Source organism: Rhizobium sp. LARHSG275 (assembly GCF_052871115.1).
Genome location: NZ_JBIXJN010000019.1, coordinates 49,367 through 67,563, shown reverse-complemented (window position 1 = coordinate 67,563; position 18,197 = coordinate 49,367). Strand labels below are relative to the sequence as shown.

The following is an 18,197-nucleotide window of genomic DNA, read 5'->3' as shown; positions in this document are numbered from 1 at the left end:
GGCGGCAAGCCGGGCACGGATCGCGGAATCCCGAGCGTTCCATTTCCCCCGCGTCACGCGGAAGCAAGCCGCGCACCTTTGCTGGAATTGCTGTCGTTTGTTGAGCAATTCCGGGCGCAAAACCGCTGCACACTTTTGCTGGAATTGCTGTCGTTTGTTGAGCAATTCCGGGCGCAAAACCGCTGCACACTTTTGCTGGAATTGCTCAGTCGGCCTATCACTCCTTGATACGATAGGCCTTGTGACAGCCGGCGCAGTTGGCGCCAAGCGTGTTTATCGTGGCGCCGACGGCGGCAGGATCGGCCGGAAGCTGGGCGAGCGCAGTTTCGGCGTCAGTGGAGAGCTTGGCGGCGCGCGCCTTGAAGTCATCCATGTTTTCCCAGATCTTCGGGCTCGCCTCTTTGTCGCCGGTCTCCGTGCCCGGCTTGAACTGATCGGGAAAAACCTTGGCCGTTGCGGCAATCTTCGTCAGCGCCGCCTTCACCGCCTCGGCGTCGTAAGGCTTCGTGCCCTTGGCGATGTCCGCCAGCGCGCCAGCCGAACCGCCGATCTGCTTCATTAAGGCAATGCGCGAATCATGGGTGCCGTCGGCGGCGGTCACCGAACCGAAGGCCATGCCGGCCATCGCTACAGCCGCAGCTATTGCTTTCCAATTCATATTCCTCTCCATTTTTCCTCGGCCAAGATGGCCGATGGCCAATCTGCACCGGGAGCATGACAAAATCCATGCCTCCGGGCAGTCACGTTTTGCCGGATCATCATAAAAACAATGTGATAGGCCGTTCTCTGCTTTTATGCATGTCGTTGTCCCGGAACCGCTGCACACTTCCGGGCGACATGCAGTGGCGCTCAAGCGCTTTTCCACCCCTGCCAGAGGCTGAAGGCGGAGACCGCAACCAGCAGCAGTCCGGCGAAGCGGCCGACAAAGGCCGTGACGTCAGGGTTGGCGACGAGCAGGTCGCGGCTACGGCCGGCCGTCATCGCCAGCGTGCCGTAAATGGCGAACTGGGTGACGACAGTCATGACGCCCATGATCAGCCCCTGCGCCCAGATCGGGCCATATTCCGGCCTGAGGAACTGCGGGTAGACGGCAAACATGAAGATATAGGCCTTCGGATTGACGAGACAGGTGACAGCGCCCTGGCGAAAAGCGCGCCAGCCTGAGCGCGCCGTTCCAGGCCCGACCGCCTCGACGGTGATCGAACTGCGGATCAGCGAGATGCCGATCCAGATCATGTAGGCAACGCCGGCAAAGAGCAGCACGTTGAAAAGCTGCGGCAGCATGGTGACGAGCACGCCGACGCCGGCCGCGCCATAGGCCGAATGCACCGCGCCGCCGGCCATGATGCCGCCGGTCGCCGCCAGCCCGCGTTTGACGCCGCCGGTCAGCGAATTGGCGAGCACGAAGAGCATGTCCATACCCGGCACGATGATGATGCCGAAGAGAAGGGTGAAGAAGAGCCAGAGGTTTTCATGGTAGTTCATGTCAGTTACCGCCTTCGGTTCTGCAGGCCGTTTTCAAAAGACCCTGATTGATTTCAATCTGATAGGCGGCTCTATACGCAAACCCTACTGACAGTGTATTGTCAGGAGCGTTGGGATGGGAGAGGTAAAATGCGCAAGGCCTCCAGGCTTTTCGAGATCATTCAGATCCTCAGGCTGGCAAGAAAGCCGATGACGGCGGCGGCGATGGCCGAGACGCTCGAAGTGACCGTGCGCTCGATCTATCGCGACATCGCCGCGCTTCAGGCGATGCGGGTGCCGATCGAGGGCGAGCGCGGCATCGGCTACATCATGCGGCCGGGCTTCGACCTGCCGCCGCTGATGTTCTCGATCGAGGAGATGGAGGCGATCGTGCTGTCGCTGGCGCTGCTCGAACGCACTGCGGACGAGGAGCTGAAGCAGGCCGCGCGCCGGGTCAACCGGAAGATATCAGGCGCCGTGCCGGCGCCGCTGCGCCAGGCGATGGACAACAAGGCGCTTTATGCCTGGGGCTCGATTGCGCAGCCGGCAGGCTTCGACCTTGCTATCGTGCGCCGCGCGATCCGCGACGAACGCAAGCTGATGCTCGGCTACCGCGACGAACTCGGCCGCGCCAGCGAGCGGACGATCCGACCGATCGCGCTGATCTATTATTCGCAGACCGCCAATATCGTCGCCTGGTGCGAGTTGCGCCAGGCGATCCGCAATTTCCGCAGCGACCGGGTGGAGCACTGCGCGACGGCTGAAGATTTCTTCAAAGGCGACGGCGACCGGTTGCGGGAACTCTGGACCAGCGGTTGGACGGAGAAACCGATCGCCGTCTAGCTATTCGCCCAATCGCGATTATTCAGAGCGACATGCCGCCCGAAACCTCGATGCGCTGGGCGTTGACCCAACGATTGGCATCGCTCAACAGGGAAGCGATCATCGGCCCGATATCGTCGGCCACACCGGCGCGGCCGAGCGCGGTCATAGAGGCGACCGCACGGTTGATCTCCGGATTGTCCCGCACCATGCCGCCGCTGAAATCGGTTTCGATGGCGCCCGGGGCAACGGTATTGACGGCAATGCCGCGCGGGCCAAGCTCCTTGGCCATGTAGCGCGTCAGCACCTCGACTGCACCCTTCATGGAGCCATAAGCCGAGGCGCCAACCATGGCCATACGGGCGAGACCGCTGGAGAGGTTGACAATGCGGCCGCCGTCCTCGATCAGCGGCAGGAGCTTCTGCGTGAGGAAAAAGACGCCCTTGAAATGCAGGTTGTAAAGCTTGTCCATCTCCGCTTCGGTCGTCTCCAAAATCGGGGCGTGGTAGCTGGTGCCGGCATTGTTGACGAGAAAGTCGAAATGCTCACGCCCCCAGCCCTTGAGGACCACGCGTACACTTTCGACAAAGGCATCGAACGCCGCCACGTTGCCGGCATCGAGTTGAAGTGCGGCGGCCTTGCGGCCGAGCGCCTCGATCTCGGCGACGACCTTCTCCGCCTCGTCGCGGTTCGAGTTGTAGGTCAAGATCACATCGACGCCGCTCCTTGCCAGATTGACGACCGTATTGCGGCCCAGGCCGCGGCTTCCGCCGGTAACGATTGCGACTTTCGAGGTTGAATTCTGGTTAGGCATTTCAGGTACTCCTGATGTTTTGACAGGCCGGTTTTATGCACTGCAAGCCTGGAATCCTGAATGCCGAAATCCGGCAATTTCTTGCCTATTCCTCCAAACGCCTTGCCCAGCCGCGCTGAGGGCTTAAGATCATTCTCACCGGCGCGGCAGACAGATCCGCGTTCACTGGAGGCGAAGATGTCCGCAGATCTGAAGCAGGAGCTCAATGGGTACATGGATGCACATGGCGGAGGTGACGGGCTCTTTGCCACCGCGATCGACGGTTTTTTCCTGATGCGTTCCAGCACTCTCTCCATGCCGAAACCGGCGATCTACCGACCGGCGCTCTGCATCATCGTCGATGGCGCCAAGCAACTCATGTTCGGAGACCGCCTCTTCGACTACGAAGCGATGCAAGCGCTGATCATCAGCGTCGAGATGCCGGCCTTCGGACAGGTGACGAAAGCCAGTGCCGAACGGCCGATGATCGCCATCAACCTGGAACTCGACGTCACTATCCTGCGCGAGGTGCTGGAGGAGATGGATGCACCGCCGAAGCCGGCAGGCGACGGCGGCCCGGGTGTTTTCGTACAAGAATTCGGCCCCGAGTTGCAGGACTGCATACTGAGACTGATCCGGACGCTCGCGGTGCCCAAAGCGATCCCAATCCTTCATCCGGCAATCATGCGAGAGATCAGTTTCTGGTTGCTTTCCGGAAAAAATGGCGATGAGATCTGCAAGCTTGCATTGCCCGACAGCCATACGCGCCGCGTGGCCGAGGCCATCTACCTGTTGCGCGGTAATTTTGCGGACGCCGTCCGGGTGGAAAAGCTTGCGGCGGCAGCTAGGATGAGCCCTTCGTCCTTCCACCAGCATTTCAAAATCCTGACCACGATGACGCCGCTACAGTATCAGAAGCAGTTGCGGCTACTCGAGGCCCGGCGGCTGATGGTGACCGATGGGTTCAACGCCGCAAACGCGGCCTATCAGGTGGGTTACGAGAGCGCCTCCCAGTTCAGCCGCGAATATGCCCGCATGTTCGGGACACCACCGAAGCGCGACATCAGTGAAATGAAGGCGATGCCGGCTGAGCCGGCAATCAGCTAAATGGAAAGCGTGCGGCTCACCTCGCGGCCGAAGCCGCGGATTTCGATGCTGGAGGCATGGACCTCGACGATCGCGAAGGCATTTTCCGTCTCGGTGTCGAGCACGCCCTTGAAATTGACGAAGTGGCAGGCGCCGGCGATGCCGTAATTGCCGACGTGGTCGTGGCCGTTGAGATAGGCGACGACATTGCGCTCAGAGGCGAGCAGCGCGACGATGCGCTCGCTGTCCCACATGCCGTGCTCACTGGGCGGATGCACCGGATAGTGATTCATGACGATCACCCTCTCGCCGACCTCGGCCGCTTTTGCGATTTCATCGCCAAGCCAGGCAAACTGCTCGTCGCTCAGCGCTGCATTCCAGCGATGGGCATTCCTGGCACCCTTGGCCTGCAGCTCCGCCAGCATCTCAGCGGCAAGCGCACGATGAGGATGGCCTTCGGGCGGCGCGAAGATGCTGACCTCGTTGCCGTCAAGGACGATAAAGCGCCAGCCATGGCGGGAGAAGCTGTAATAGGGCGCCGGCATGCCGAGGCGCGCAGCGACGTCGGACAAGTGTCCTGCAGAGACCGAGAAATCGTGGTTGCCGAGCAGGAAGAGCGCCTCGTGCCTGAGCTTCTCGTAGACCGGCAGGATATCGTCGAAACTTGAAAAGCTCCGGTCGATGACGTCGCCGAGCGTCATCACGAAGCTCAATTCCCAGCCGTTGAAGACCCCGATCGCCGCGGCGACCTTGGCGAGGCTGTTGGCGTAATAGCGGTCCATCGCCACGTGCGGCGCGATGGCCGCATATTGTGGGTCGGCGATGATGCCGAAGCGGAACAGGGGAGAAACAGAAGAAGACATGGGGCGTGACTAGAGCATGATGCCGAAAAGTGTGCGCGGTTTTCGGACGACATCATGCTCTAACCATTTAATTAGAACAGGATTCAGACTTTAGGCCGACCCGGCCTAAAATCATCCTGTTCTAGGAGCGGCCGATGACAGGCATGTGACGGCTTCGCGTGAAAACAAAACACCCGGCGCTTTGGGGCGCCAGGTGTCAAATTCAAACAGGCTGACGACATCGCCGCCATGGCGGCGAGTCTGATCCCGCTTACTTGGTGGCTTCTTCGTAGCGTTCCAGGACGTAGTCCCAGTTGATCAGGCTATCGACGAAGGCCTCGAGATATTTCGGGCGGGCGTTGCGATAGTCGATGTAGTAGGAGTGTTCCCAAACGTCGACGCCGAGGATCGGGGTGGCGCCGTGAACGAGCGGGTTTTCGCCGTTCGGGGTCTTGGAGATTTCGAGCTTGCCGTTCTTGACGGAAACCCAGGCCCAGCCGGAGCCAAACTGGGTGGCGCCGGCATTGGCGAAATCGGCCTTGAACTTGTCGTAGCCGCCGAGATCGGAGGCAAAGGCCGCTTCGAGCTTGCCGGGCAGCTTGTTGCCGCCGCCGCCCTTCTTCATCCACTTCCAGAAATGGATGTGGTTGTAATGCTGGGCGGCGTTGTTGAAGAGGCCGGCATTGGTGCCGAAGGACTTCTTGACGACGTCTTCGAGCGAAAGGTCCGAAAGACCGGCTTCGGCGGCGAGCTTGTTGCCGTTGTCGACATAGGCCTTGTGGTGCTTGTCGTGGTGGAACTCCAGCGTTTCCTTCGACATGAAGGGAGCAAGCGCTTCGTAATCATAGGGAAGTTCAGGCAATTCGAAAGCCATGTCAGATCTCCTCTTGGCAATAGATTGCGTCTCGGCAGGTGAGGCGGAACATAGGAGGGGAAAGGGGGAGAGGCAACCGGCGAATTATCAAAAAACGACCCGGCCGGAGGAAAATTTGCCTCAGTTGCGGGTTGGAGTCGTGCGTAGAAATCGCCTGGGCAAATCATTGGGAATACCCGCCCCGAAAACCACTTTGCCTGTTATGGAGATCAACGGAGCCCCGATATGAACAGGAATATAATCCAGCCTCTCGCCGCGGCCGCCCTGCTTTCGCTGGCAGGTGCGGCGCATGCCTCCTCCGATGACGCCTGGAAGCAGCTCGCCGCCGACGTCGAGGCCAAATGCAAGAAGGCGGCGGTCGCGATCGAAAAGCCCAGCGCCACCGTCGATCCCTTCGGCAGCTCGCATTACGGGCTTGCCCTGGTGACAGGCAAGCCGAAGGGCGCCAAGGGGCTGATCGCCCAGATCTGCGTCTACGACAAGCAAAAGAAAACCGTCGAGATCGGCAGCGAGCTGGATGTCACAAAGCTCGGGCTCACGCCGGCGAAATAGGCCGCTATGAGGTTACTTACCGTGCTGGTTTGTGCCTGCGTCACATTTCTGGGGAACCGAAGCCTACGCTCAGGAGTTGACAGCCTGGGCTTTAGGGAGGTGCAGGCATGTCGGAGCTTCGCAGCAGGGCGGAAGATCAGCAGAAAATCTATCAGCGCTGGGCGCCGGTCTATGACCGGGTCTATCGCGGCATCCTGCGCGACGGCCACCGCAAGCTTGCTGCCCTCGCCGCCGCGGCCGGCACCGATATTCTGGAGATCGGCGTCGGCACCGGCCTGACGCTCGGGCACTATCCGCGCCACTGCCGCGTAACCGGCATCGACATTTCCGAACACATGATCGCGCGGGCGCGCGAAAAGGCGAGACGCGAGAAGCTGCAGCATGTGCAGGCGCTTGATGTGATGGATGCGCATGCGCTCACCTTTGTCGACCGGTCTTTCGATGCGGTCTGCCTGCCCTTCGTCATCACGCTGATCCCCGAGCCCGAACGCGCGCTCGACGAATGCGCGAGAGTGCTCAGGCCGGGCGGCGAGATCATCCTTGCCAGCAAACTTGGCGACGGCGCCGGCCTGCAGGGCGTGATCGAGACGGCGGTGGCGCCGCTGGTGCGTCACATCGGCTGGTCCTCCGCCTTCCGTATTCACCGCATCGTCGCCTGGGCCGAGCGCCGCGGTGATTTCGCTCCTGCCGGTATTCTGCCGGTCTTTCCGAACGGCTTCTTCAAGATCATCCGGCTGAAGCAGCACGGAATTGCCGCCTGAGAACGGAAACTTTTTCCCGGCGTCGCGGGTTCTGCCGCATAATTCCTTAAACCGGAATCGACTTAAGGAGTTATGCGGCAATTCAAAGTGTTACAACGTCCTTTGCGCGTCTAAAGACGCGCGGCGCTGTAATGCTACCGTTTGTCTGAGGGGAATGCATGACATTGGATTTCTTCGTCTTCATCGTCGTGGGTTTCTGCGCGCAGATCGTCGACGGCGCACTCGGCATGGCCTTCGGCGTGCTGTCGACGACGAGCCTTCTCGCCTTCGGGGTGCCGGCCGCCAATGCCAGCGCCATGACGCATGTGGCGGAAATGTTCACGACCGCCGCTTCGGGCCTGTCGCATGCCTATCATCGCAACGTAGACTGGCGCCTGGTGGCGCGGCTTGCACCGGCCGGCATGATCGGCGGCGCAATCGGCGCCTATCTGCTTGCCAATATCGACGGCAAGGTGATCGAGCCCTTCGTGTCGGCCTATCTGATCGCGATCGGACTGGTGATCCTCTACAAGGCCTTTCGGCCGCCGCCGAAGCGGGATGTTCGCGACTGGATGGTGCCGCCCGTCGGGTTCTGCGGCGGCGTGCTCGATGCGATCGGCGGCGGCGGATGGGGGCCGATCGTCACTAGTTCGCTCGTCAGCCGCGGCCATGACCTGAAGCGGGTGATCGGCTCGACCAACTTCACCGAATTCGCCGTGACACTGACGATTTCCCTGACCTTCCTGCTGACGCTTGGCTGGTCGGAGCTCAATTCGGCGATCGGCCTGATCATCGGCGGCGTCATCGCTGCCCCCTTCGGCGCGATCCTCGTCAAGCGGCTGCCGGTGCGGCCGCTGATGGTGGCGGTGTCGATGATCATCATCGGCACTTCGGCGATGCGGATCCTGTGAAGATCGCTGCGCTTTTAGGATCAGAGATTCCGGCCGAAATAGACATCCACGGATGCGATCTTGTCGCCGCGGAAGCGAAGGCTCTCGATGTTGCGGAAGCTGCCGCCATCCCGTTTTTCGGCGCAGTAGCGGACAACCGCCTCGTCGCCGTCGATCGCCAGGAATTCGATGTCAAAACCGCGGAAGGCCGGCTCCTTCGGCCAGCAGCGCTCGAAATAAGTCGCCCGGTCGATGTGGTCGTCACGCGGACTGGAGAAGGTGAAATCCTCGGTCAACATGGCGCCGACGATATCCTTGCGGTCATCGAGATAGGCGGCGTAGAGATGACGGACGGTCTGTTCTCGGGATGTGCGCATATCGCTCATGGCAATGTCCTCGAATTAACCGATTGCGTAATGCAATCGGTCTTGTTGTAGCACTTTTGCCTGAGAGGGTCCAGATTGCAGCGGCAATTTCCAAAAACAGGCCGCCGATCCCGGAAGCGCCGTCTTGAAAGACGGGCCACAGAGCGGCTATATCAGCGCGTACCCGCCTTGGAACGACGGGCGCATGCGACGCTAAGGCCCATGCGCTCGACATCGAAAGCTCGACCTCAGGACAGATTCACTGCGCCGATCTCCTCGCTGCGGTAAAGGACACATCGTTTCATTAGGCGCGGCGGAACTTCGCTTGCCGCATATTTCCTCAAATCGGAACCGATTTGAGGAAATATGCAGATTTCAAAGTGTTACAGCGTCCTTTGCGCGCCTTAAAAGACGCGCGGCGCTGTAGAATCAATGCCGAGGCCGAGAGAATGACCGATACGCAATTGGACGCCGCCAGCGCCAGGCCGGGCTCGGTCTTCTGGAAGCGCAACCTTACCATCTCGCTGATCGGCTCCTTCACCACGATCGTGGCGATGACGCTGCTGCTTCCTTTCCTGCCGCTTTATGTCGAGGAACTCGGCGTCAGCGACCATGCCGACATCGTGCAATGGTCGGGCATCGCCTATGGCGCCACCTTCTTCGCCGCGGCTCTGGTCGCGCCGCTCTGGGGCCGGCTCGGCGATATTTACGGCCGCAAGCTGATGCTGGTGCGCGCCAGCCTCGGCATGACGCTGGCGATCTCGCTGATGGGCATGGCCGGCAATGTCTGGCAGCTGGTGGCCCTGCGCCTCTTCGTCGGGCTTGCCGGCGGTTATGCCTCCGGCTCGATGGTGCTGGTGGCGACGCAGACGCCGAAGGATCGTTCGGCCTGGGCGCTCGGCGTGCTCTCCTCCGGCATCATGGCCGGCAATCTCGTCGGGCCGCTGATCGGCGGGGCGCTGCCGCCGATCATCGGCATCCGCGGCACGTTTCTTGCCGCCGGCGGCATGATCTTCCTTGCCTTTCTCGCCACAGCCTTCCTGATCAAGGAAGAGAAATCGCCGGCCCGCAAGCAGGCGGCCAAGGCCAGCGGCGGCTGGAAATCCATTGCCGACAAGCGGCCTGTCATCGCGATGCTGGCAACGGGCATGCTGCTGATGTTCGCCAATATGTCGATCGAGCCGATCATCACCGTCTATGTCGCCCAGCTCGTGACCGTCGAATCGCAGGTGACGATGATATCGGGCATCGTCATGTCGGCGGCTGCCCTCGGCAGTATTCTTTCGGCCTCACGGCTCGGCAAGCTCGCCGACAGGATCGGCCATTGGCCGGTGATTGCAGGCGCGCTCGCCGTCGCCGGGCTGCTGCTGATCCCGCAGGCCTTCGTCACCAGTTCCTGGCAACTGGTCGTCCTGCGTTTCCTGATGGGCGCAGCACTCGGCGGGCTGCTGCCCTGCATCGCCGCGGTCATCCGCCACAGCGTGCCTGATAGTGCGGCCGGCAGCATTCTCGGGCTTTCGATTTCCTCGCAGTATGTCGGCCAGGTGGCCGGCCCCATCCTTGGCGGCTTTGTCGGCGGCCATATCGGCATGCGGGCGGTTTTCCTCGGCACCTCCGTGCTGCTTGTCGCCGGCGCGGCCTATGCCTGGATGGTACGGCCGCGGGATCCTAAGACATCCGGCTAAAGGGCTTTCCCACAGATCAGCTCGACGCCCGAGCGGGCAATCGCTTCCAGCGTCTCGCGGCTGTCGCCGGCACGGGCGCGGACGGCGAGCGAATGCATGACGGCGGAGGCAAGCCTGGCAAGCATCTGCGGATCGGCGCTTTGGGGAAGCTCGCCTCTTTCCATGCCAAGGCGCATGCGCTTTTCAATCTCGTCGTCGAAATCGTTGAGACTGCGGCCGAGCACCTCGCGGACCCGCTCATGCTGGACCGCCTCGGCCGATGCCGTGCCGATCAGGAGACAGCCGCGGGCGGCGGTTTCACCGTGCAGATAGATCGCCAGCGCACCCGCATAGACGCGGGCGATATTGTCGCGCAGCGGCAGTGACGGGTCGAGCGCCTCGGCCAGCGTATTCATGCCGTCCTGCCGATAGCCCTCCAGCGTATCGAGATAGAGATCCTCCTTGTCGCCGAAGGCGCCGTAAAGGCTCGGGCGGTTGAGGTTGGTCGCCGCACTCAGATTGTCGAGCGAGGCGGCGGTAAACCCCCTGTCCCAGAAGACATCCCGCGCCTTGCCGAGCGCCGCCTGGGCGTCGAAAGCCCTCGGGCGACCGCGCTTCTTCTCGTCTTTCATATTTGTACCGTTTCGCATTAAATTCTTGACGAGAGTTATTTTATGCGAAACAGTACAAATGTTCAACACTGTCGGCCGGCGGCATCGACCGCCTCCCCAAGGAGAGGAAACCGCAATGAAACTTTATATGCACGCAGCCGCCTGCTCGCTTTCGCCGCACATCATCTGCCGGGAGCTGGGCCTCGATATCGAGCTCGTCCAGGTCGACCGGCAGACCCACAGGACGAGCACCGGCGAGGATTATCTCGCGATCAACGGCAACGGCTATGTGCCGGCGCTGATGCTCGACGATGGCAAGGTGCTGACCGAGGGGCCGGCGATCGTGCAGTTCCTCGCCGACAGTGTGCCCGAAGGGGCAGCCCTTTTGCCTGAGGTCGGTAATATCCGCCGCAACGAGGTGCAATCCTATCTCAACTTCATCACCGCCGAGCTGCACAAGCCGATGGTGCTGCTCTTCAATCCGATTTATTCCAGCGTTCATGGGGAGGTCCGCGCGCTGATATCGAAGCGGCTGACATGGCTGAACGGTCGTCTTGCCGGACCCTATCTCACCGGCGATGCGTTCACGGTGGCGGATGCCTATCTCTTCGTCTGCCTGAACTGGTCGCCCTGGACCGATATCGATCTCAAGCAATGGCCGGCGCTGCACGGCTTCATGGCCCGTGTTGCGGCACGGCCGAAGGTGCGCGAGGCGCTGCAGGCCGAAGACCTCAAGGCCTTCGATGCCGACGGCGTCTATTTCGCGCCGCATGCCTATCTCGCCTCGTCAGGACGGACGGGCGAGCCGGTCAGGCCGTAAATCCAGGTCGCGTCCGCACGCATCCTGCTTGGGCGACCGTCAGAGGGCGCTCACAGCCACCGGCAAAGCGCGCTTGTGGGCTGTCGCCCGATAGGCGGCGAGGATGCGGCGGCGGGCGATCTCGCCGACCGGCTTGCCTTCGAGGAAATCGTCGATCTCGTCATAGCTGACGCCATAGGCCTCCTCGTCGGGGCGTAGCGGCCGCTGGTCCTCGAGATCGGCTGTGGGCACCTTGAACACCAGTTCGTCCGGGGCGCCGAGCCGTTTTGCCAGCAGGCGGACGCGGCGCTTGTTGAGGCCGGCGAGCGGCAGGATATCGGCGGCGCCGTCGCCGAACTTGGTGAAGAAACCCATGACCGCCTCGGCCGCATGATCGGTGCCGATGACGAGGCTGCCAAGCGCCCCGGCAAGGGCGAACTGGGCAATCATCCGCTGGCGCGCCTTGATATTGCCGAGGATGAAATCCTGGCGGCCGGCATCGGCAAAGGCGAGGCCGCCGTTTAGCGCAGCGGCAAGTATCGCATCCGCCGGCGCCTTGACGTTGACCACCATCGAGCGGTCGGCCCCGATCGTTTCCAGCGCCCTCACCGCATCGGCTTCATCCGCCTGGACCCCGTAGGGAAGGCGCACGGCGATGAATTCGGCCGCATGGCCGCTTTCCCGCAGCTCGCGCACCGCCTTCTGAGCCAGCAGCGCCGCCGTCAGCGAATCGACGCCGCCGCTGATGCCGAGGACGTAGCCGCGCATGCCGGAGGCGACGAGATAATCCTTGAGGAAAGCGGTTCGCCGTTCGATCTCCCGCTCAGGGTCGATATCGGCGGCGACACCCAGTTCGCGGATGATCTCGCCTTGTTCGTCGAACAGCACAGTCATAAGCCTCTTCCTCCCCGCATACGAAATTTCGGTGTCACTATGGCGAAAAGATGGGGGAGGACGAAGCCGTTTTGGGCAAACCTGCCATGCATTTTATGCAAGTGGGCGTTGGGGTTTTGGGAATGAACTGCCTGACCTCACAGCAATAAAGCTGCCCCTCACCCTAACCCTCTCCCCGTTCTGACGGGGGAGAGGGGACGTGCCTCAAGCAACGGTGGAAGGCAGTAGAGACGTCGCGGCATATCCCTTCTCCCCGCGAGCGGGGAGAAGGTCCCGGCAGGCGGATGAGGGGCGGACCAGAAATCTGGATTCTGCCAGCTGGGTGGGCTCACCTATCGCACAATCGTGAACAGCTCGACCGGATCGGCAAAACCCTTCAGCCTGTGCGACCCGACCGACACCACATCCCCTGCCCGCGCTTCCTCACGGAACGGCGCCGACATCAGCAAGGCTTCTCCGAGTTCGCTGCAGGCGGTCTGGATGCGGCTGACCAGGTTGACGTCGCCGCCGATCAGGGTGAAATCGAGGCGGCGGCCGGAGCCGACGTTGCCGTAGCTGACCTCGCCGTAATGCAGGGCAATGCCGGCTTTGACGCCGATGCCCTCATACTCGAAATTGTCGATCTCATCGAGGATGGCGCGGGCCGATGCCAGGGCCGCGCCGCAGGAATGGGCGGCATCATAGCCCGGGAAGAAGGCAAGCACGGCGTCGCCCATGAATTTCAGCACTTCCCCGCCCTCGCGGGTGATGGCCGGTACGATCCTGTCGAAATAGGCGTTCAGCAGCCCGAGCACGGTGCTGCCGGGCAGCCGGTTCGACAGCTCGGTGAAGCCGCGCAGATCGCAGAGCAGCAGCGCTGCCTCCATCGATTCGATCTCGTCGCGGCGGATGCGGCCGGCCAGGATGCGGCTTGCCGTCAGCGGGCCGATATAGGTATCGAGCAGGCTGAGCTCGACCTGGCGAAGGATGCGCAGTTCGCTGGTGTTGCGCAGCGCCGGCAAGATTCGCTCGATCACCTGACGCTCGGTGGCGGTGAAGCCGCCCGGCCGCCGCGTGCCGAAGACGGCGGCGCTGACCGGGCCGTCGACATTGCAGAGCGGCGCGATGACGAGCTGCATCAGGCCGCGATCGGCGAAGACATCGATATGCTGCCAGCGGCCATGCACGCTTTCGCCGTTATCGACGACCAGCGGCTCGCGGGTTTCCATGACCTTGCGCAGCGGCGTATTTGATATGGCGACGCGCGCGCCGTGTTCCCGATCATGGATCTCGACCGGTTCACCCGGCGCCCAGGCGATGGTGCGGCCGATGAACTCGGGATGCAGGGTCATCAGATGCAGCGTCAACCGGTCGATCGGCAGGCCGAGCGCCTGAAGCCGGCGGCCAAGCCCGGAGACGAGGCCGGCTTCGTCGAGCGCGTGGCATTCGTCGCCCGAGAGCCATTCGATGATGGAGAGCAGTGCGCCGACACTGACGGCATGGCCGGCGGCCTTGGGCTGGAGCCTGTCGATATCGGGGGCATGGATCGCTGGCGTCATGGCTTTCTCCTCCTTGAGGGTCGCAAGGCGCTAGTGAGCGCCGCCGCCGGAGAGTTGACCGGGTTTCCTCAGAAGCAGGCTTGCAAGCAGGGCGACGACCAGGGCCACGCCGAGCAGGAAGAAGGTGTCGCTGAAGGCCATGATATTGGCCTGCTTGCGTATTTTGAGTGCGATGGCGACGACGGCCTTGTGGCTGGCAAGCGCCTGATCGCTGGCACCGTGGCTCGTGAAGTAGCCGGTGAGCCTGGCAATGCGATCGCGGGTGGCTTCCTCGAAGACCGAGACCGAATTGGTCAGGATATTCGAGTGGAACTGCTCGCGTTTCGACAGGAAGGTCTGCAGCGAGGCAATGCCAACGGCGCCGCCGAGATTGCGCATCATGTTGAAGAGTGCCGAAGCCGAACCGGCATTCTCCTGTTCGATGCCTGCGGTGGCGATCGCCGAGAGGGGCGTGAAGACGAGCGCCTGGCCGATAGCTCGGACGATGTTCGGCCAGAATAGCTGATCGCTCGCGTAATCGCCGGTCATGTGCACGTTCATGAAGTTCGAGGCGGCGAAAAGTGCAAAGCCGATGATGATCAGCAGGCGCACATCGAAACGCTTCATCAGCCGTGGCACCAGCGGAATCAGCAGCAGCTGCGGAATACCGGTCCAGGCAAGAACCATGCCGATCTGCTCGGAATTATAGCCCTGGATGCGGGTGAGATAGATCGGCAGCACGAAAACCGAGCCGTAAAGCGCAATGCCGAGCAGGAAATTGGCGACGATGCCGAAGCCGAAATTGCGGCGCACCAGCAGGCGAAGGTTCAAGAGCGGATGGGCGGTCTTCAGTTCGATGATCAGGAACAGCGTCAGCGAGACGGCAGCAATGACCGAAAGGCGGACGATGAAATCGGAGCCGAACCAGTCTTCCTTGTTGCCTTCTTCCAACACCGTCTGCAGGGCCGCCAGGCCGATCGCCATGGTGACGATGCCCGGCCAGTCGCCCTTGGCGAGCAGCTTCAGGTTCATCGGTCCGCGATCGAGCGAAGCCCAGAGCATGCCGACCATCAGCGCGCCGGGCACCAAGTTGACATAGAAGATATATTCCCAGCCCCAATTCTCGGTGAGGTAACCGCCGATCGTCGGGCCGATGGCCGGTGCGAAGGTGGCGGACAGGGCAAAGAGGGCAAGGCCGATCGGCTGCTTGGCCTTGGGCAGCAGCGTGATGATGATGGTGAAGGCCATCGGGATCAGCACGCCGCCGGAAAAGCCCTGAATGGCGCGCAGGATGATCATCTGCTGCAGGTTGGCCGCGAAGGCGCAGGCAACCGAGAAGACGAGGAAGAGGATGGCGTTAGCAAGCAGATAATTGCGGACCGAGAAGACGCGCGCCAGCCAAGCGCTCAAGGGAATGACGACGATTTCGGCGATCAGATAGGAGGTGGAAATCCAACCGCCGTCATCCGTGCCGGCGCCGATCGCGCCCTGGATATCGGCCAGCGAAGCATTGACGATCTGAATGTTGAGGACCGCCATGAAGGCGCCGAGCGTCGAGCCGACAACGGCTGCCCACATGCGCAGCGGGCTCAGCGCGGCAGGTGTCGCGGGCGCTGCGGCGGCGGATCGCGAAAGCGCATTGCCGTTTGCGGCGATCTGAAGAGTGGCCATGACCTATCTCCTTCCGGCTCTTGCGGAAAACTTTCTCATGACGGGGTTCGGGTGATCATTCAGGAATGATCGGATCATTCGGGAATGATCGGGATAATTGGGCGAAGAAGGGTAGGATCATCCAGCGTGGCTGGATAATCCCTCCCCGGCTGTTCCAGGGGCTTGGGCAGGCTTGGTCTCGGCAGCTTCGGTCTGGGCAGCCTTGGTATCGATTTCAGGCTCGACCGACATGCCCGAGCGCAACAGGCCGCTCAGAGCCTCATCATCAATGACGATCTTGACCGGGATGCGTTGGACGATCTTGGTGAAGTTGCCGGTGGCATTGTCCGGCGGCAACAGCGAGAATTCCAGCCCGCTTGCCGGCGAAATGCTGTCGACATGACCCCTGACCGAGATATCGGGAAAGCTGTCGACCTTGATCTCGACCGATTGGCCGGGGCTGATATAGGTCAGCTGCGTCTCCTTGAAATCGGCGACGACGTAGACCGCGTGCAGCGGAACCACCGCCATCAGCTGCGTGCCCGAGGTGACATATTGGCCGACCCGGATAGACCGGGCGCCGACCGTGCCGTCGACGGCGGCGACGATGTCGGTATAGGAGAGGTTGAGTTCTGCCTGATGGGCGGCCGCCACCGCACGGTCACGCTGGGCAACCGTCTGTTCGCGCTCAGTCTGAAGCACCGGCACCCTATTCTGAGCCGTGACGAGGGCCGCCCGGTCGCGCTCGAGGGCGGCAGCGGCCTGGTCGCGGGCTGACTGGGTCTGCTCGGCGCGAGACTGGGTGCCGGCGCCGTTGGTGATCAGGCGGGCCGAGCGGGCGGCATCGGACACGGCAAAATCCAGCGAGGCCTGCGAGGCATCGATCGTCGCCTTGGCCTGCTCGATCACCGACTGCTGCAGGGCGATCTGGGCGTCGATATTGGTGATGGCGGCTTCGGCTGCCTTCACATCGGCCTTCGCCTGCGAAAGCGCTGCCTGGAAGTCGCGATCATCGATGCGAGCGAGAACCTGGCCGGCCTTGACAGCGTCATTGTCGTTGACCAGCACTTGGCTGATATAGCCGGCGATCTTCGGGGCGACGGCGGTGTAATCGGCCTTCACATAGGCATCGTCGGTGGATTCGATGAAGCGGCCGACCGTCCAGTAGCGGTAGCCGAAATCGCCAGCGAAAGCGATGCCGGCAAGCAGGGCGGCGGCAAGGACGGCGCGCTTGACGATGCGGCGGCCGGTCTGTTTGGGAGTTTCTGCAACCGGTGCTTCGGTGGCCGGTGGTTCGGCAGCCGGCACAGTACGCGCGTCGGCGGAAGGCGCCCTGGCGGTTTCCTCGGCCAGGATCTGCTCGGCCTGCCTGGCACTTTCGAAAACTTGCCTGTGGGGTAACTCTACCATCGCAATTCTCCTTCACCGTTGTCCGCCTCTGTGAGAGGCCATGTTCGATGCGAAGGAAAATGCACCCTGACATTCATTTTGATAATCTGCTTAAATCGGGAAGGATCATCAACTCTCAGCGGATAATCCGAGGGCAATATGGATCGACTGACAAGTCTCACAGTCTTTGGCCGCGTGGTCGAATGCGGCGGTTTTTCCGCCGCCGCGCGCCGGCTCAACATGTCCGTCACTATGGTCGGCAACCACGTGCAATCGCTGGAGGACCGGCTGGGTGTGCGGCTGCTTAACCGCACGACGCGCAAGGTCAGCCTGACGGAAACCGGCAAATATTATTATGAGCGTTCGTCGCAGATTTTGGCCGAACTCGATGAGGCGGACCGGACGGCGGGCGCGCTGAGCACGAGGCCGCGCGGCACGCTGAAGGTCTATACCAGCAGCGCCATCGTGCGTTTCCTGCTGCCTGTCGTCAGCGAATTTATGGAGCTCTATCCGTCGATCGCACTCGATTTCAGCGTCGGCGAGCGGATGGTCGACATGATCGAGGATGGATACGACCTGGTGATGCGCACCGTACCGCCGCCGGATTCATCGCTCGTCGCCCGCAAGCTGACGCCGTGGCGCCATATGCTCGTCTGCTCGCCGGCCTATTTCGAGACCCATCCGATGCCGAAGGCGCCGGCCGAGGTCGCCGATCACAATTGCCTGCAATATGCCTATTACCCCTACGGCGACGAATGGCGCTTCGAGGATGGCGAAGGCAACAAGGAGAGCGTCAAGATCAGCGGCAACGTCGTTTCCAACAGTGCCGAGATGCTGCGCTTCCTGACGCTGACCGGGCGCGGCATTTTCCTGGCGCCGAGTTTCGTGGTGTTCGACGACATCGCCGAAGGGCGGCTGGTGAAGATCATGCCGGACTACCGGCCGGTCGAATTCAATATCAACGCGGTCTATCCCAACCGCAGCCATCTGCCGACGAAGGTGCGGCTGTTCATCGACCTCTTGGCGGAGAGATTTGCGGAGCATCGGAAGTGGATGACGTGAAGGGTGGGTAGGCCTGCTCTTGGCGTCGGGCTCGGGGTAAGGTGGCACCCCCTCTGCCCTGCCGGGCAGAGGGGGGTGGATGCGGATCTCAGTTCTGCGACAGGCGGCCGCCCCGGCCCTGCGCTTGCGCTTCGGGCGTTCGTCGCTGCAATCGATTCACTGGATCGATTGCTTCGGCTTCGC

At 62.0% G+C, this 18,197-nt stretch carries 19 protein-coding genes; 8 read left to right on the top strand and 11 right to left on the bottom strand.

Going from position 1 to position 18,197, the window contains the following annotated elements:
* Window positions 1-217 precede the first annotated feature (217 nt).
* Together ACIPSK_RS24200 and ACIPSK_RS24195 are read right to left on the bottom strand one after the other, a co-directional pair.
* Window positions 218-658, bottom strand: a complete 441-nt coding sequence (locus ACIPSK_RS24200) for a c-type cytochrome (protein ID WP_017963500.1) — start codon at window positions 656-658, stop codon at window positions 218-220.
* Between the two features lie 191 nt (window positions 659-849).
* Window positions 850-1,485: a LysE family translocator gene (locus ACIPSK_RS24195; protein WP_162118107.1), complete on the bottom strand. Its 636-nt coding sequence runs from the start codon at window positions 1,483-1,485 to the stop codon at window positions 850-852.
* A gap of 129 nt (window positions 1,486-1,614) precedes the next feature.
* Between ACIPSK_RS24195 and ACIPSK_RS24190 the strand changes: the two genes are divergently transcribed.
* The gene (locus tag ACIPSK_RS24190; RefSeq protein ID WP_017963498.1) at window positions 1,615-2,307 is read left to right on the top strand and encodes a helix-turn-helix transcriptional regulator; all 693 of its coding nucleotides are present in this window, start codon (window positions 1,615-1,617) and stop codon (window positions 2,305-2,307) included.
* Window positions 2,308-2,329: 22 nt separating this feature from the next.
* Here the strand turns inward: ACIPSK_RS24190 and ACIPSK_RS24185 are convergent, their stop codons facing one another.
* A complete protein-coding gene (locus ACIPSK_RS24185; protein ID WP_162118108.1) occupies window positions 2,330-3,100 on the bottom strand; it encodes an SDR family NAD(P)-dependent oxidoreductase in 771 nt (256 codons plus the stop codon).
* Between the two features lie 177 nt (window positions 3,101-3,277).
* Here ACIPSK_RS24185 and ACIPSK_RS24180 point away from each other — a divergent pair, with 177 nt between their 5' ends.
* Window positions 3,278-4,186, top strand: a complete 909-nt coding sequence (locus ACIPSK_RS24180; RefSeq protein WP_162118109.1) for an AraC family transcriptional regulator — start codon at window positions 3,278-3,280, stop codon at window positions 4,184-4,186.
* Here the strand turns inward: ACIPSK_RS24180 and ACIPSK_RS24175 are convergent.
* A complete protein-coding gene (locus ACIPSK_RS24175) occupies window positions 4,183-5,028 on the bottom strand; it encodes a metallophosphoesterase (RefSeq protein ID WP_162118110.1) in 846 nt (281 codons plus the stop codon). The genes ACIPSK_RS24180 and ACIPSK_RS24175 overlap by 4 nt on opposite strands.
* A 250-nt stretch (window positions 5,029-5,278) precedes the next feature.
* Window positions 5,279-5,881 (bottom strand): superoxide dismutase, encoded by a 603-nt coding sequence (locus ACIPSK_RS24170; RefSeq protein WP_003569477.1) that lies wholly within the window; start codon window positions 5,879-5,881, stop codon window positions 5,279-5,281.
* Window positions 5,882-6,106: 225 nt separating this feature from the next.
* Between ACIPSK_RS24170 and ACIPSK_RS24165 the strand changes: the two genes are divergently transcribed.
* The 3 genes from ACIPSK_RS24165 to ACIPSK_RS24155 all read left to right on the top strand — a co-directional run bounded on the left by ACIPSK_RS24165 (window position 6,107) and on the right by ACIPSK_RS24155 (window position 8,084).
* Window positions 6,107-6,433, top strand: coding sequence for a hypothetical protein (locus ACIPSK_RS24165; protein WP_017963494.1), 327 nt, complete (start codon window positions 6,107-6,109; stop codon window positions 6,431-6,433).
* Window positions 6,434-6,540: 107 nt separating this feature from the next.
* Window positions 6,541-7,194 (top strand): class I SAM-dependent methyltransferase, encoded by a 654-nt coding sequence (locus ACIPSK_RS24160; RefSeq protein ID WP_162118111.1) that lies wholly within the window; start codon window positions 6,541-6,543, stop codon window positions 7,192-7,194.
* Between the two features lie 158 nt (window positions 7,195-7,352).
* Window positions 7,353-8,084, top strand: coding sequence for a sulfite exporter TauE/SafE family protein (locus ACIPSK_RS24155; protein WP_017963492.1), 732 nt, complete (start codon window positions 7,353-7,355; stop codon window positions 8,082-8,084).
* Window positions 8,085-8,104: 20 nt separating this feature from the next.
* On the opposite strand, the gene ACIPSK_RS24150 is transcribed toward ACIPSK_RS24155, so the two are convergent.
* A complete protein-coding gene (locus ACIPSK_RS24150; RefSeq protein WP_017963491.1) occupies window positions 8,105-8,449 on the bottom strand; it encodes a nuclear transport factor 2 family protein in 345 nt (114 codons plus the stop codon).
* A 428-nt stretch (window positions 8,450-8,877) separates the two neighbouring features.
* On the opposite strand from ACIPSK_RS24150, the gene ACIPSK_RS24145 reads away from it, so the two are divergent.
* Complete coding sequence (locus ACIPSK_RS24145) at window positions 8,878-10,113, top strand: multidrug efflux MFS transporter (RefSeq protein WP_162118112.1); 1,236 nt, start codon at window positions 8,878-8,880, stop codon at window positions 10,111-10,113.
* Here the strand turns inward: ACIPSK_RS24145 and ACIPSK_RS24140 are convergent.
* Window positions 10,110-10,724, bottom strand: coding sequence for a TetR/AcrR family transcriptional regulator (locus ACIPSK_RS24140; RefSeq protein WP_162118113.1), 615 nt, complete (start codon window positions 10,722-10,724; stop codon window positions 10,110-10,112). The two genes, ACIPSK_RS24145 and ACIPSK_RS24140, sit on opposite strands and share 4 nt — an antisense overlap.
* A gap of 115 nt (window positions 10,725-10,839) precedes the next feature.
* Here ACIPSK_RS24140 and gstA point away from each other — a divergent pair, with 115 nt between their 5' ends.
* Window positions 10,840-11,523, top strand: a complete 684-nt coding sequence (gstA, locus tag ACIPSK_RS24135; RefSeq protein WP_162118114.1) for a glutathione transferase GstA — start codon at window positions 10,840-10,842, stop codon at window positions 11,521-11,523.
* A 39-nt stretch (window positions 11,524-11,562) separates the two neighbouring features.
* Here gstA and nadE read toward each other — a convergent pair whose 3' ends face one another.
* The 4 genes from nadE to ACIPSK_RS24115 all read right to left on the bottom strand — a co-directional run bounded on the left by nadE (window position 11,563) and on the right by ACIPSK_RS24115 (window position 16,973).
* On the bottom strand, window positions 11,563-12,396 hold the full coding sequence (gene nadE, locus ACIPSK_RS24130) for an ammonia-dependent NAD(+) synthetase (protein WP_162118115.1): 834 nt from the start codon (window positions 12,394-12,396) through the stop codon (window positions 11,563-11,565).
* Window positions 12,397-12,728: 332 nt separating this feature from the next.
* Window positions 12,729-13,934, bottom strand: coding sequence for an adenylate/guanylate cyclase domain-containing protein (locus ACIPSK_RS24125; protein WP_162118116.1), 1,206 nt, complete (start codon window positions 13,932-13,934; stop codon window positions 12,729-12,731).
* Window positions 13,935-13,964: 30 nt separating this feature from the next.
* Window positions 13,965-15,584, bottom strand: coding sequence for an MDR family MFS transporter (locus tag ACIPSK_RS24120; RefSeq protein ID WP_162118117.1), 1,620 nt, complete (start codon window positions 15,582-15,584; stop codon window positions 13,965-13,967).
* Window positions 15,585-15,701: 117 nt separating this feature from the next.
* Window positions 15,702-16,973: an HlyD family secretion protein gene (locus ACIPSK_RS24115; protein ID WP_162118118.1), complete on the bottom strand. Its 1,272-nt coding sequence runs from the start codon at window positions 16,971-16,973 to the stop codon at window positions 15,702-15,704.
* 138 nt (window positions 16,974-17,111) lie between these two features.
* On the opposite strand from ACIPSK_RS24115, the gene ACIPSK_RS24110 reads away from it, so the two are divergent.
* Entirely contained in the window at window positions 17,112-18,014 is a 903-nt protein-coding gene (locus ACIPSK_RS24110; protein WP_162118119.1) for a LysR family transcriptional regulator, read from the top strand.
* Window positions 18,015-18,197: the final 183 nt, after the last annotated feature.

What these genes read in the sequence shown, in the direction of transcription:
- ACIPSK_RS24195 (WP_162118107.1), bottom strand. Translation starts at nt 1,485, where the DNA reads ATGAACTACCATGAAAACCTCTGGCTCTTCTTCACCCTTCTCTTCGGC.
- ACIPSK_RS24175 (WP_162118110.1), bottom strand. Translation starts at nt 5,028, where the DNA reads ATGTCTTCTTCTGTTTCTCCCCTGTTCCGCTTCGGCATCATCGCCGAC.
- ACIPSK_RS24160 (WP_162118111.1), top strand. Translation starts at nt 6,541, where the DNA reads ATGTCGGAGCTTCGCAGCAGGGCGGAAGATCAGCAGAAAATCTATCAG.
- ACIPSK_RS24170 (WP_003569477.1), bottom strand. Translation starts at nt 5,881, where the DNA reads ATGGCTTTCGAATTGCCTGAACTTCCCTATGATTACGAAGCGCTTGCT.
- ACIPSK_RS24120 (WP_162118117.1), bottom strand. Translation starts at nt 15,584, where the DNA reads ATGGCCACTCTTCAGATCGCCGCAAACGGCAATGCGCTTTCGCGATCC.
- nadE (WP_162118115.1), bottom strand. Translation starts at nt 12,396, where the DNA reads ATGACTGTGCTGTTCGACGAACAAGGCGAGATCATCCGCGAACTGGGT.
- ACIPSK_RS24200 (WP_017963500.1), bottom strand. Translation starts at nt 658, where the DNA reads ATGAATTGGAAAGCAATAGCTGCGGCTGTAGCGATGGCCGGCATGGCC.
- ACIPSK_RS24115 (WP_162118118.1), bottom strand. Translation starts at nt 16,973, where the DNA reads ATGGTAGAGTTACCCCACAGGCAAGTTTTCGAAAGTGCCAGGCAGGCC.
- ACIPSK_RS24140 (WP_162118113.1), bottom strand. Translation starts at nt 10,724, where the DNA reads ATGAAAGACGAGAAGAAGCGCGGTCGCCCGAGGGCTTTCGACGCCCAG.
- ACIPSK_RS24150 (WP_017963491.1), bottom strand. Translation starts at nt 8,449, where the DNA reads ATGAGCGATATGCGCACATCCCGAGAACAGACCGTCCGTCATCTCTAC.
- ACIPSK_RS24180 (WP_162118109.1), top strand. Translation starts at nt 3,278, where the DNA reads ATGTCCGCAGATCTGAAGCAGGAGCTCAATGGGTACATGGATGCACAT.
- ACIPSK_RS24165 (WP_017963494.1), top strand. Translation starts at nt 6,107, where the DNA reads ATGAACAGGAATATAATCCAGCCTCTCGCCGCGGCCGCCCTGCTTTCG.
- ACIPSK_RS24145 (WP_162118112.1), top strand. Translation starts at nt 8,878, where the DNA reads ATGACCGATACGCAATTGGACGCCGCCAGCGCCAGGCCGGGCTCGGTC.
- ACIPSK_RS24155 (WP_017963492.1), top strand. Translation starts at nt 7,353, where the DNA reads ATGACATTGGATTTCTTCGTCTTCATCGTCGTGGGTTTCTGCGCGCAG.
- ACIPSK_RS24190 (WP_017963498.1), top strand. Translation starts at nt 1,615, where the DNA reads ATGCGCAAGGCCTCCAGGCTTTTCGAGATCATTCAGATCCTCAGGCTG.
- ACIPSK_RS24185 (WP_162118108.1), bottom strand. Translation starts at nt 3,100, where the DNA reads ATGCCTAACCAGAATTCAACCTCGAAAGTCGCAATCGTTACCGGCGGA.
- ACIPSK_RS24110 (WP_162118119.1), top strand. Translation starts at nt 17,112, where the DNA reads ATGGATCGACTGACAAGTCTCACAGTCTTTGGCCGCGTGGTCGAATGC.
- gstA (WP_162118114.1), top strand. Translation starts at nt 10,840, where the DNA reads ATGAAACTTTATATGCACGCAGCCGCCTGCTCGCTTTCGCCGCACATC.
- ACIPSK_RS24125 (WP_162118116.1), bottom strand. Translation starts at nt 13,934, where the DNA reads ATGACGCCAGCGATCCATGCCCCCGATATCGACAGGCTCCAGCCCAAG.